Here is a 12,412-nt window from a genome sequence, read left to right as displayed (position 1 = left end):
GAGCGTCAGCACAGGCGGTCAAATACAGCTTGCCGTTCTCAGCTTGTTTCCATTCATATTCGCTGTATCGTACCCAAGTTGAATTGGAATGTTCAAATTGAAAGCTCATATCTATCACCGATGTAATCTGAAATCAAAATAATATATTACTATTATACTAACTGTCCTTGTCATCGTCAAGGGCGGTTATGTTTTTATCCAAAAAATCTCTTTCCCTTAGTGTAAGCGGCAGTTCTTTATCAGATCGCTTTTTTAGTATAGGTAATAGATTTGTCTGTATTTTGTTCAACGCTGTTGCCCGTACCTTTCTGATATTCCTGTCGCTCTGTTTTCGTACAGCCGCCAAAACCTTTGTGCTCACTCTCCTGACAATATTGTTAAAGATGATCTCCTTGTGATCGTCGGATAAATTGTTCAATATCTCCGATAAGTCACCGTCTGTCACTAATTCATTTATCTCAAACGGACATTGAAAGATGGCGTCGATATAATCGCCCTTGCGGATTTGCTTTATCAGCACATCATTGACATCGTAAGGGATAACCTCGCCGTCTGGTTTTGCTCCGTAGTCAAGCGGAATGTCTAAACCACTTCGGCTGACTTCGTGATAACGCTCTCTGCGCTCACGGTTACTGTCAAGCCGATTCCACCAAGCTACCACATTCTGAAAATCAGCAGTTGTCCTTGCGGCGTTCTCCAATCTGACGAGCGCTTCACGCTGTAAATCTCTTTTTAGCTTTTTGGTTTCGGGCGGCTCGTCAATCTGCGGCGGCTGCTCGTCTTGTTCGAGCTGTACTTCTAATTCAGCTTGATGTTCGTCGGCTAACGCTTCGGCGAGCTGTTCTTCTTCCTGCTCGGCTAATAGTTCTTCATAATCATCCACCGCAAATTCACCTCCCAAAATTTTTTAATTTTTTTTCAAAAACAGTTCCGCAAACCATACCGAATTTCTCCTATATGTGGAGGGGTAATCTGTTTTCTTGATTTCAGATTACTTCTATCAATAAAGAAGGAGGAAACGCTATGGCAGAATTATCAAAAAGAGATAAGATCCGTATCAAAAAACACGTTACCAACTGCTGCGCTAATTACAGCAAAGAGTATGGCTGCTTACCGCTTGAAACGGAGTGCTATATGTTCAGCATAGGCTTTACCGACAGTAAGCTGTGTAAGTATTACGAGCAAGCCGTATTGCCTACTGACGCTGAATTGTTAGCTTTATTCAAAGGCATACCCACAAAGAAGTGTCGGCAATGCGGCAAGAGCTTTGCTTCTGTTGGGCGAAAGGTATATTGCTCTGAGCATTGCGCCGCAGAAGCTCGCCGTCGGTATTCAGCAGAACGTGTTAAAAGACACCGCCAAAAGAAAGCTGAAATGTAACGCTTTTGCTCTCTGAAAGCCACTGTTTAAGCGGCTTTTGGAGAGCATTTTTGCGCAGCCAAGGTGTTTTTATCAATGTTTCAGTTTAGGGGTTACAGATTAAGGAACTGACCTTTATTATACACAAATCTATTTCAAAATTCAATGGGAGGTAATATATTGACCGACAACTATACAACGATGATTCGCCGTATCGGCAAGACCACCTATAACGTCAAGGTGTATTGCAAGGAGAGCGGCGAAACTATGGAAGATAAAATTTTGCGAATTGTTCGCAATGAAGCCTTTAAAAATGACGAGGCTTGTGCTATAATAAGCATACCACAAATGAGCCGACAGTCTGAAAGGAGCGCCTAATATGGCAGCAAAGCAGACTGAAGGAAAAATAACAGCATTGTATGAGAGACTGTCCCGTGACGATGAACTCGCCGGGGACAGCAACTCTATCATCAATCAAAAGGCATACCTCGAAGGCTACGCAAGGCAGCAGGGGTATGAAAACCTCGTCCACTATACCGACGACGGTTATTCGGGTGGCAACTTTGACCGTCCTGCTTGGAAACGGCTGATTGCAGATATTGAAGCCGACAAGGTGGCACACGTTCTTGTGAAGGATATGTCCCGAATCGGCAGAGATTATTTGCAGACAGGCTTTTACACTGAGGTAATGTTCCGTCAATACCATGTTCACTTTGTCGCTATCGCCAACAGCGTTGACAGTAACGATCAGAACAGCAATGAGTTTGCGCCGTTCCTTAATGTTATGAACGAATGGTATCTGCGTGATCTCAGCCGCAAACAGCAAGCCGCCTTTCGCACAAAAGGCGAATCGGGCAAGCCGCTGACGAACATTGCTATCTATGGTTATAAAAAAGATCCGAACGATAAAAACCATTGGCTGATCGACGAGGAAGCCGCCGAAGTTGTCCGCCGTATTTATCGGTTGACAATCGATGGGAAAACGCCTTTCGAAATCACGACGATTCTTTACAACGAAAGAATTGAAACGCCTGCCGCTTATCACGCAAGGCACGGCACAGGGCTTTGGAAATACAAAACCGATATACCGCACCCGTATTCGTGGAATGAACGAACTGTCAAAGATATTTTATCTAAGGCGGAATACGCAGGTGATACTGTCAACTTCCGAACACGCAAGGAATCCTACAAGGATAAACAATCCGTTGCCAATCCAAAGGAAAACTGGATGATATTTAAGGACACACACGAAGCGATTGTTGACCGTGAAACTTGGGAGCTTGTGCAAAAGCTGATAAAAACGCCGAGACGTGTTGATACAATTGGCGAAGCGAATCCGCTGACAGGACTTGTATTCTGTGCCGATTGCGGAGCGAAGATGTATAACCACCGCACACGCGGCGATGTAGAAAAGAAAAAGTATCCGAGTGACACTTATGATTGCTCGACCTACAATTTGAGTTTTCGTAAGAAAGAGCCCGTGTGCAGTAAACACCGTATTACAACAAAGGCGCTTCGGGTGCTTATTCTTGAAACGATCAAAGCGGCTTGCGCTTCGGCTATCAAGGACAAGGCGAAATTTTTAGATGACGTTCGTTCCGCTTCACAGCTTCGGCAAAAGGAAGCGGTCAAGGACGCTAAGCGAAAGCTAAACAAGAGCCGCAGGAGAATCAACGAGCTTGACGGTATCATCAAGAAGCTCTATGAATCCTACGCGGTCGGCAAGATCACTGAGGAGCGTTTCGACAGCCTGCTCGCCGATTATGAATCGGAGCAGAAAGAACTGACCGCTTTTGTTACTGAAACCGAACAACAGTTATCCACCTTTGAAGAAGATACTGCCCGTGCGGAACAGTTTCTTGCGTTGGCTAAAAAGTACACCGACTTCTCCGAGCTGACTACGCCGATGATAAATGAATTCATTGACAAGATATTCGTCCACGCTCCGTACTATATTGACGGTGAGCGTATGCAGGACGTTGACATCTATCTGAATTTTATCGGTCAGTTTGAAATTCCCGAACCGGAGTTGGGCGAGGAAGAAATCAAGCGTCAGGAACAGCTCAAGAAAAAGCGTATATATGAACGGGAGCTTTACCAGAAAATCAAATCAGGTGAACACGTCGTTGGCAAGAATTTCGAGGTGAAGTGTTGGGAGTGCGGAAAGACCTTTATTTCAAAATCAACCAATGCAAAATTCTGCTGTGTGAAATGCCGTAACAAGAATTACAACAGAAAACGTTGGCAAAAGCACAAAGAACAAAAACAGAATAATAATTAACGCTGCGGCGGCTTGTGAGAGCAATTTCACAAGCCGCCTTTTTGATTGGAGGTATTTATAATGAGTTTTACAGAGAAAGAATTTTTACAGGCAAAGCACCGACTGGAGGAAGCGCAGGCTCGCAACCGTGAGAAAGAGCGCAAGGTACGAACACGGCGGCTTATCCAAGAGGGCGCTGTTTTAGAGAAAGCTATTCCACAGGTACGGCAGATGTCGTTGGAACAGTTGGAGGGCTATCTATGCGGTCTAATCAAATAACCATTATCAACGGGACGCTTCGAGTAATCGGAGCGTTTCTTCTTTTATCCCGAAGGGCGCACTTACTCACCACCCATAAAATGGGCGGTGGTACTGCTAAAGCAGACGTGCGCTCTCCGAGGGTTGCGGCTCCGTCGGAGCCTTGCGAAAGCTGCCGCAGAGCCGTCACCTTCCGTGCGGTTGCCTATCCGACAACCGCATTGTCAACGCTGTACCACAGCCTTGACAGCGTGGGTATCGCTGCGACGACACCCAATTTCTTTTTGAAAAAAGAAACAAAAACTACTACCCGAAAGGATTGATTATATGTTATGGCAATCTACCATTTAGAAGCAAAAGTTATTAGCCGCAGCACAGGCAGAAGTGCTGTAGCTGCTTCAGCATATATGAGCTGCTCCAAGATTTTGAACGACTATGACGGCGTGCTCCACGACTTCACCCGCAAGCGAGGGCTTGTATGGGAGCATATCTTTTTACCCGAAAATGCTCCGCAGGAGTGGCAGGATCGGAGTGAATTATGGAACGCTGTTGAACGCACAGAAAAGACAAAGGACAGCCGACTCGCCCGTGAGTTGGTTGTCGCCTTGCCCGTTGAACTCGGCAAAGAACAATGGATAAATCTATTGACCGATTATATCCAAAACAACTTTGTTGCAGACGGTATGTGTGCCGACGTCGCCATACACGATACCGACGGTCATAATCCTCACGCCCATATTATGTTAACTGTCAGACCGCTGGATGACAAAGGCAAGTGGCAGCACAAGACCGAAAAGGAATATCTTTGCAAACGTAACGGAGAAGAAAAAGGCTTCACCGCCGCTGAGTTTCTGTTGGCAAAATCACAGGGTTGGGAGAAGCAATATCAGTATTATGTTGGCAAAAAGAAGGTGTATATGCCGCCGTCCGAAGCGGAGCGAAATGGCTATGAGCGAGCCAACAAATATCCGAAAAGCACAAAGTTCGGGCGACAGAATCCGATCACTGCCCGTTGGAACAGCGACGAACAGCTTGTCTCTTGGAGAGAAAATTGGGCGCAGATCACGAACAAATATCTTGATGAAGTAAATCGCTCCGACGCTCACATCGACCACCGCAGTCACGCCGCCAGAGGGATTGACGAACAGCCTACAATTCACGAAGGCTATGTTGCACAAGCTATGGAGCGCAGAGGATTGATCGCCGACCGCTGTGAAATCAACCGACAAATCAAGGCGGACAACGCTTTGCTCCGTGAACTGAAATCTGCCTTTAAGAAAATCTCGCAAGCCGTCAAGAATACCGTCCCCACCCTCGCCGAAGCGATGGAAACGTTGCGTGAAAAGGTTATCGTTATCAGCTATCATATCCTGCACGCTAAAATCGGCAAGCGCAATATTACCGATTATGTTAAGGAATTGAAGGCGAACTATGAAAGCTACAAGGGTATTGTCAAACAGATCGCCGCAAAGAAAAAAGAACAGAAGGAGCTTCAAAACCAGAAGAAGTCCACTCCCGTTATCAAGGTTATCACTCACCGTGATTTAGCTCGCCGCATCGCTGAGTTGACAGAAGAAATTGAAGAACTGAAATCCGAAAAAGCTCGCTTGCTTACCGCTATGGAGCGTACCGATGATAAAGATGTAGCAACTGTAAATGACAGCCTTGACAGAATGAAATCTGCTTTGACGGAGTTAGACAAACGAGAAGAAAAATATACCGCCGAACTCAACGAAGCCTTACAGCAATATGCCGAGTACAAGGAACAAGCCAAAGAATTTAATGAAGGCGAATTTGGAAAAGCACGTTTGGATATTCGCCCCGATAAAGAGCGAAACGCTCTCAATCAGATTTCAAATTCATACGGCGAGCATTTCTCCCGCAGCACATTTTTCAGCAGTGTCCGTGACGCAGATATGAAGCTTGATGATGATATTGATATGCGAGCCGTCCGTGAATACGCTTATCAGCAGCGCAGGCAAACACAAAAACTGAAAAGCAGAAAGTCTCACGAGCAGGAAAGATAGTATTAAAAAATTATTTTTTAAATACCTAGAAAATTTTATCATATTTTTGCCCGATAACAGCGTGACCAACTAATATTAAGATTACAAGTAGAGGCGTATCGACTAATAATTGCGTTAATAAGTTTATTGTTACTATATGTTTGATTATTAATTATATTATATTCTTCATATAAATTATTAATGTATTGATTTATTCTTTTATAAGGGTCATCTGTATCGCAAGTATCTATTCCAATAATTACTTGCCAATGTCCGCCCCAATCTGTCCAATCAACCATCACAGGTACAATAACTTACTGCAAAGCAGTACAGACAAGGAGGAAAGACTATGTATTATTCGAGTGGTAACTACGAAGCATTTGCACGTCCAAAGAAGCCTGATGGTGTTGACAGCAAATCAGCATATATCATCGGTTCGGGACTTGCCGCACTCTCCGCAGCCTGTTACCTTGTACGGGATGGTCAGATGGAAGGCAGCAGAGTTCATGTACTCGAAAAGGACTCCGTTCCCGGAGGGGCTTGTGACGGTATGTATTATACAAGTGTAGGTTATGTGATGCGCGGCGGACGTGAAATGGACAACCATTTTGAGTGTATGTGGGACTTGTTTCGCTCTATCCCGTCTATCGAAACAGAGGGAGTGAGTGTACTTGATGAGTACTACTGGCTCAACAAAGCCGATCCTAATTTCTCTCTATGCCGAGCAACAGAAAAGCAAGGACAGGACGCACATACCGACAAAAAATTCGGACTGTCTGACAAAGCCTGCTCTCAGCTGATGAAACTGTACCTTACAGCCAACGAGGAACTGTATAACAAGAAGATAACCGATGTCTTTGATGATGAAGTTCTGAACTCTAATTTCTGGCTGTACTGGAGGACTATGTTTGCATTTGAGAACTGGCATTCCGCACTTGAAATGAAACTGTATATGCAGCGGTTCGTTCATCATATAGGCGGATTGCCCGACTTCACTGCACTGCGTTTTACAAAGTACAACCAGTATGAGTCTATGATACTTCCGATGATAAAATATCTTGAGAGCTTCGGCGTACAGTTTGAATATGGTGTAAAGGTCGAGAATGTCACCTTTGACATCTCGGGCGGAAGGAAGGCTGCAACAGGTATCGAAGTGATACGTAACGGCGCAGAGGAAACTATTCCGCTGACCGAAAACGATCTTGTATTCATCACAAACGGCGGCTGTGTCGAGAATTCTGCCATAGGAAGCCAGAATACTCCTTCTGAGTTCAACAAGGAGATTAAACCCGGCGGTGGCTGGGATATGTGGCGAAAAATAGCTGCACAGGACAAGTCCTTTGGAAGCGTGTACGCATTTCGTGTCAGGACAGATTTCAAAACCGCTAAACGCCGCATAACACCTTGTTTTCGGGGATTTCCCGCCCGCGGAAAATGATGTCGGGAATTGGCTTTGACCACATAACTGACCACAACAGCGGAAGATTAGCATTTCTTTCGGGGTGTAGCGCAGCTGGTAGCGCGCCTGGTTTGGGAATCCCGATAAATTCTGCTATGATGCTGAAAAGACCAACTGGATGAGCGCAACTGTTACTACCCTTGATAAGCGGGTCATTCCGTACATCACAGCAATATGCAAGCGTGACCCGTTTTCGGGCGGAGTAGTCACGGGTGGGATCGTAACCTGCCGTGATTCATCGTGGCTGCTGTCATGGACTATCAACCGTCAGCCGCAGTTCCGCAGTCAGCCTAAGGATCAGTGTCTTGTATGGGTATATGCCCTTTTCACTGACAGAAACGGTGACTATGTGAAGAAGCCGATGCGTGACTGTACAGGCAAAGAAATATGTATGGAATGGCTGTATCATCTTGGAGTACCCATTGACGAGATAGAGGATATAGCAGAGAACAGCTGCAATACCGTTCCTGTAATGATGCCCTATGTGACAGCATTCTTTATGCCCCGTCAGGCAGGCGACCGTCCCGATGTTGTGCCGAACGGTGCTGTCAATTTCGCATTTCTTGGACAGTTTGCTGAGACCAAGCGTGATACTATATTCACTACCGAATACTCTATACGCACAGGAATGGAGGCTGTCTATACTTTGCTCGGAATAGACAGAGGCGTTCCCGAGGTATGGGGCAGTACATACGATATCCGTGATCTGCTCAATGCGACTATAGCCCTGCGTGACGGAAAGCCTCTTACTGCCGATACAGGTCTGCTCGCAAATGCGGCAATAAAACCGCTGCTGAAAAAGATACACAGCACTGATATAGAAAAGCTGCTGCTTAGATATAATGTCATCGGACTTCCCGAATCGGACGAAGAAAATGTTTCGGAGAGACACATAAACAAGAAAAATTTTGTAAAAGCGGGTGCAGGAGCAGTCGCAGTCGGAACAGCTATAGCAGTTGCTAAAAAAGTTAAGAACAAAAAGAAATAAGCATAAATTGCCATAAACTTCTCCTTATTCAGATACGAGGACGCTGTCGTTTTCAGACAGTGTCCTCTATTTTTGCTATTGACAAAAAGTCATTTTTATGGTACAACGTTTGTATAATGAGGAAAGAAGGCGTATGAGTGGCGAATCTGACAAAGGAAGCAATTAAAAAATCGCTGATAAAGCTGCTGAACGAGCGTCCCATAAACAAGATAACCGTCAAGGATATCGTTGAGGACTGCGGCATAAACCGCAACAGCTTCTACTACCATTTTGATGATATACCTTCACTTCTTGAGGAAATGATAAACAGAGAGGCTGACAGGATAATTGCAGAACACTCCCGTATTGAGAGCATCGAGGAATGCCTTGAGGTCGCTTTTTCCTTTGCACTTGAAAACAAAAAGGCTGTTCTGCACATACATAATTCCCCGAACCGTGAAATATATGAGAGTTACCTGTGGAGAGTCTGTGAGCACGTTGTAAGGACTTACTTCAATACAGCATTCGCAGACCGTCCCATTGACGAAGCTGACAAGGAGATACTTATCCGATATCATAAGTGCGAGTGCTTCGGTCAGATAATCGGCTGGCTCAGCAGCGGTATGAAATACGATATCCAAGCTGACTTTCATCGTATATGTGAGCTGAGAAAAGGCTCAGTCGATTTGCTATACAAGTAAAAATTTAGTCACTTGAGCGTATCTGTCCAAAGAATTGGCAGATACGCTTTTTTGTATGTCTACGGCAAGCAGCAAATATGCTATGATGACTACAGTACCGCAGAGTGCTGTTTACAGCGGTAAACAGGGTTTGCGCTTTGCGGTGCCACCAGACACTACTTTTACGGAGGTGAAGAACATGAAAAGCGAGAAATATATCCGCACAGCAAAAACAGGCTATATAATCATATCTGCGCTGATGTGCATACTGGGCATTGTTTTTACCGCAGTCCCCGACCTATCTGCAAACCTTATAGGCAGACTTTTCGGAGTGCTGATAGTACTTTTCGGCGTGATAAAGCTCATCGGCTACTTTTCAAAAGATCTCTACCGCCTTGCATTCCAGCATGACCTGGCACTTGGGTTACTTCTGATAGTTCTCGGGGGAATAATGCTCATAGATACCAATAATGTCCTGAATATCATCTGTATCGTAGTCGGGATATACATACTGCTTGACAGTCTGCTGAAAATACAGATCGCAATAGACTCCAAGCGCTTCGGTCTGAGCAAATGGTGGCTGATAATGACTGCGGCGATAGTTACGGGTATTGTTGGACTTATGCTGATAATACGTCCTGACGAGGGAGTGAGATTTGCAACTGTTCTGCTGGGAATTTCGCTGATATTTGAGGGTATCCTCAACCTTGTAACTGCTCTGACTGCTGTGAAGATAATGCGCAGCAGTCAGAGCAGCGATGACATTATCGACATAGAAATAAACGAATAGCAATATACCGTGAGCCGAAGCACTGACGGTAAACGGTATTATATATAAATGGTGCAGTATGTTATATACACATACTGCACTTTAATTGGAGGTGCTTTATGTATTCAGAGATCAACCCATATATCGAAAAACTGACTGAACTATCAGACAACAGTAACTCTATCAGTCCCGATATGTACAAAGAGCATAAGGTTTTCCGTGGACTTCGTGACCTTAACGGAAACGGAGTAGTCACAGGTCTTACCGAAATATCTCGGATAAAGGCAAAGGAAAAAACTCCCGATGGTGATGTTCCATGTGAGGGACAGCTTTTTTATCGTGGAATCAGTGTCCGTGACATAGTAGGCGGATTCTGGAACGAGCAGCGCTTCGGCTTTGAGGAGACCGTGTATCTTCTGTTGTTCTCAAAGCTGCCCGACGCTAAAGAGCTTGGGCATTTCTGCCGTACTCTTGCTTATATGCGTACCCTGCCCGATTCGTTTACAAGAGATATGATACTGAAAGCTCCCGGCAGGGATATGATGAATATTCTGTCAAGAACAGTTCTTGCACTTTATGCCTATGACGATGAGCCCGATGATACCTCTACTGCAAATGTTCTCCGTCAGTGTCTGCACCTTATTTCGGTATTTCCCATGCTTGCGGTCTACGGCTATCAGTCATATCTGCACTATCATCTCGGGCAGGACTTGTTTATCCGCAACCCGAGACAGGAGCTTGGAACTGCGGAAAATCTTTTGCATATGCTGAGAGAAAACGGCGAATATTCAGAGCTTGAAGCCCGTATACTCGACCTTGCACTTGTTCTTCATGCGGAGCATGGCGGCGGAAATAATTCCACATTCACAACTCATGTCGTCACATCATCGGGAACTGATACATATTCCGCAATAGCTGCGGCACTCGGTTCACTGAAAGGTCCTCGTCACGGCGGTGCAAATATCAAGGTGGTGAAAATGTTCGACGATATGCAGCAGACGATCGACACAAGCGACAGGTCTGCGGTCAGGGAATATCTTACGAAACTGCTCGATAAGGAAGCCTTCGACTGTGCAGGGCTTATCTACGGAATGGGACACGCTGTTTACTCGAGATCAGACCCGAGAGCTGATATCCTTAAACAGTGTGCCAAGGCTTTAGCAGTTGAAAAGGGCAACGAGGAAGAATTTGCACTGTTTGAGTATGTGGCAGAGACAGCTCCCGAGCTTATCGCCGAGAAGCGAAAAATGTACAAGGGAGTCAGCCCGAATGTTGATTTTTACTCGGGACTGATCTACCGTATGCTTGGTCTGCCTTACGAATTGTTTACGCCTTTATTTGCCGTTTCGAGGATAACAGGCTGGAGCGCTCACCGCATCGAGGAGATACAAAACAACGGGAAAATAATACGTCCTGCGTATATAAGCGTAAAGCCTGAGAGCAAGTATATCCCTATCAACAGGAGGCAGTGACGGGGTATGAAAAAGCTCATTCTTTTGATCATACTGCTTTTTGCAGTCATGGACGTAGCTTTAATGTGGCTGTTGGTGAGAGGTGCAGATATGGAAACGACCGAACGGGCGGAGAGAAACGAAAAGGCTATTGAATTCTGGAAAAGTCACTGTGTTAATGGTAAATGTTCATGAATATATTCCTGATATTGACATTTCTGTTTGCCATCGGAGGAATGACAGGCTGGGTGATAGAGGTGTTCTACCGCAGATTTGTCTCACAGAAGCACTGGGTAAATCCCGGCTTCCTGACAGGCCCATGTCTGCCGCTTTACGGTGAGAGTCTGTGCATTTTATATCTGCTGGCACATTTGGAGGGCTATCTGTATATAGAGCCGGTCTGGTTGGAAAAACTTCTGCTGTTCATTATAATGTCCGCAGCCATAACCGCACTTGAATGCGTCGTCGGAGTAATTATGCTGGCAACTACTCATGTAAGGCTCTGGGACTACAGTGAGCTTCCGGGAAATATCCGCGGCATTATATGTCCGCTATTCACCTTTTTCTGGGGATTGCTCAGTGCAGTGTATTATTTTCTTGTCCACCCTCATATACTTGAAGCACTGGAATGGCTGTCGCAGAATCTGGCTTTTTCATTTGGAATAGGCTTCTTTTACGGTATATTTGTCATCGATCTTGCATACTCAACAAAGATAATAATGAAGATACGCAATTTTGCAGAGGAGAAACAAGTCGTTGTCAGATTGGAGGAGCTCCGTGAGCAGATCAATTACAGCATAGAGCGCAGAAAGCCTAAATTTGTGCTATCAATGAAAACTGAAAGACCGTTCAGGGAGGTGCTTGAAAAATATCTCAATAAGCCATAAACATGACATTTATATTAATTAATATGTGGTCAAAAGAATTGGAGAATATAATTTGACCGATAATTAAGTATATAGTCATATAATTCAAAAGGGGCTGGCTCAAAAGTGAAAAAGAGCCAGCCTCATAATTACGACAGAAAAGAATCTTTTTTTTGAAAATCTGAGCAATGCAAAGCAGAGGGTATCGCTACTCTCTGTTTTTTATGTTAAATTGTGGAAAAATCAGGCGGTCAATTTTTCGTTGGGTTTCTTTTTCTCGAAAAGATATGTTTTCGTTCTTTTTTGAATGATTTTGTTGTAGTACTTTTTGAAGTTG

Annotated in this window: 12 protein-coding genes and 1 pseudogene; 12 read left to right on the top strand and 1 reads right to left on the bottom strand. The window is 44.8% G+C overall.

Translation table 11 applies throughout. From position 1 onward, the window contains the following. Positions 1–157 precede the first annotated feature (157 nt). Positions 158–883, bottom strand: a complete 726-nt coding sequence (locus tag JKK62_RS10035; RefSeq protein WP_207752169.1) for a hypothetical protein — start codon at positions 881–883, stop codon at positions 158–160. 140 nt (positions 884–1,023) lie between these two features. Between JKK62_RS10035 and JKK62_RS10030 the strand changes: the two genes are divergently transcribed. The 12 genes and pseudogenes from JKK62_RS10030 to JKK62_RS09970 all read left to right on the top strand — a co-directional run bounded on the left by JKK62_RS10030 (position 1,024) and on the right by JKK62_RS09970 (position 12,096). Continuing rightward, a complete protein-coding gene (locus JKK62_RS10030) occupies positions 1,024–1,380 on the top strand; it encodes a cysteine-rich VLP protein (RefSeq protein WP_201427772.1) in 357 nt (118 codons plus the stop codon). Positions 1,381–1,539: 159 nt separating this feature from the next. Further along, a complete protein-coding gene (locus JKK62_RS10025; RefSeq protein ID WP_243411817.1) occupies positions 1,540–1,737 on the top strand; it encodes a transposon-encoded TnpW family protein in 198 nt (65 codons plus the stop codon). Position 1,738: 1 nt separating this feature from the next. Beyond that, complete coding sequence (locus JKK62_RS10020) at positions 1,739–3,640, top strand: recombinase family protein (protein ID WP_201427770.1); 1,902 nt, start codon at positions 1,739–1,741, stop codon at positions 3,638–3,640. Between the two features lie 60 nt (positions 3,641–3,700). Beyond that, the gene (locus tag JKK62_RS10015; RefSeq protein WP_201427769.1) at positions 3,701–3,898 is read left to right on the top strand and encodes a DUF3847 domain-containing protein; all 198 of its coding nucleotides are present in this window, start codon (positions 3,701–3,703) and stop codon (positions 3,896–3,898) included. A gap of 80 nt (positions 3,899–3,978) precedes the next feature. After that, positions 3,979–4,200 (top strand): hypothetical protein, encoded by a 222-nt coding sequence (locus tag JKK62_RS10010; protein ID WP_201427768.1) that lies wholly within the window; start codon positions 3,979–3,981, stop codon positions 4,198–4,200. Positions 4,201–4,209: 9 nt separating this feature from the next. Then, positions 4,210–5,904 (top strand): MobQ family relaxase, encoded by a 1,695-nt coding sequence (gene mobQ / locus JKK62_RS10005; RefSeq protein ID WP_201427767.1) that lies wholly within the window; start codon positions 4,210–4,212, stop codon positions 5,902–5,904. 328 nt (positions 5,905–6,232) lie between these two features. After that, positions 6,233–8,330: pseudogene (locus JKK62_RS18070) on the top strand (oleate hydratase). 137 nt (positions 8,331–8,467) lie between these two features. Further along, a complete protein-coding gene (locus JKK62_RS09990; protein ID WP_201427766.1) occupies positions 8,468–9,010 on the top strand; it encodes a TetR/AcrR family transcriptional regulator in 543 nt (180 codons plus the stop codon). An 82-nt stretch (positions 9,011–9,092) separates the two neighbouring features. Continuing rightward, a complete protein-coding gene (locus JKK62_RS09985) occupies positions 9,093–9,779 on the top strand; it encodes an HdeD family acid-resistance protein (protein WP_243411816.1) in 687 nt (228 codons plus the stop codon). A 98-nt stretch (positions 9,780–9,877) separates the two neighbouring features. After that, a complete protein-coding gene (locus tag JKK62_RS09980; protein WP_201427765.1) occupies positions 9,878–11,230 on the top strand; it encodes a citrate/2-methylcitrate synthase in 1,353 nt (450 codons plus the stop codon). Positions 11,231–11,236: 6 nt separating this feature from the next. After that, positions 11,237–11,404, top strand: coding sequence for a hypothetical protein (locus JKK62_RS09975; RefSeq protein WP_201427764.1), 168 nt, complete (start codon positions 11,237–11,239; stop codon positions 11,402–11,404). After that, a complete protein-coding gene (locus JKK62_RS09970) occupies positions 11,401–12,096 on the top strand; it encodes a putative ABC transporter permease (protein ID WP_243411815.1) in 696 nt (231 codons plus the stop codon). Before JKK62_RS09975 ends, JKK62_RS09970 begins: the two co-directional genes overlap by 4 nt. Positions 12,097–12,412 lie beyond the last annotated feature (316 nt).

It is taken from the genome of Ruminococcus difficilis, assembly GCF_016680995.1.
Note: the sequence above shows the minus strand (reverse complement) of the source record. Positions and strands in the feature narration are given on the sequence as shown.

Excerpts from the sequence above, each read along its gene's own strand:
- JKK62_RS09975 (WP_201427764.1), top strand. The coding sequence starts at position 11,237 with ATGAAAAAGCTCATTCTTTTGATCATACTGCTTTTTGCAGTCATGGAC.
- JKK62_RS10020 (WP_201427770.1), top strand. The coding sequence starts at position 1,739 with ATGGCAGCAAAGCAGACTGAAGGAAAAATAACAGCATTGTATGAGAGA.
- JKK62_RS09985 (WP_243411816.1), top strand. The coding sequence starts at position 9,093 with ATGATGACTACAGTACCGCAGAGTGCTGTTTACAGCGGTAAACAGGGT.
- JKK62_RS10015 (WP_201427769.1), top strand. The coding sequence starts at position 3,701 with ATGAGTTTTACAGAGAAAGAATTTTTACAGGCAAAGCACCGACTGGAG.
- JKK62_RS10030 (WP_201427772.1), top strand. The coding sequence starts at position 1,024 with ATGGCAGAATTATCAAAAAGAGATAAGATCCGTATCAAAAAACACGTT.
- JKK62_RS10010 (WP_201427768.1), top strand. The coding sequence starts at position 3,979 with ATGGGCGGTGGTACTGCTAAAGCAGACGTGCGCTCTCCGAGGGTTGCG.
- JKK62_RS09980 (WP_201427765.1), top strand. The coding sequence starts at position 9,878 with ATGTATTCAGAGATCAACCCATATATCGAAAAACTGACTGAACTATCA.
- mobQ (WP_201427767.1), top strand. The coding sequence starts at position 4,210 with ATGGCAATCTACCATTTAGAAGCAAAAGTTATTAGCCGCAGCACAGGC.
- JKK62_RS09970 (WP_243411815.1), top strand. The coding sequence starts at position 11,401 with ATGAATATATTCCTGATATTGACATTTCTGTTTGCCATCGGAGGAATG.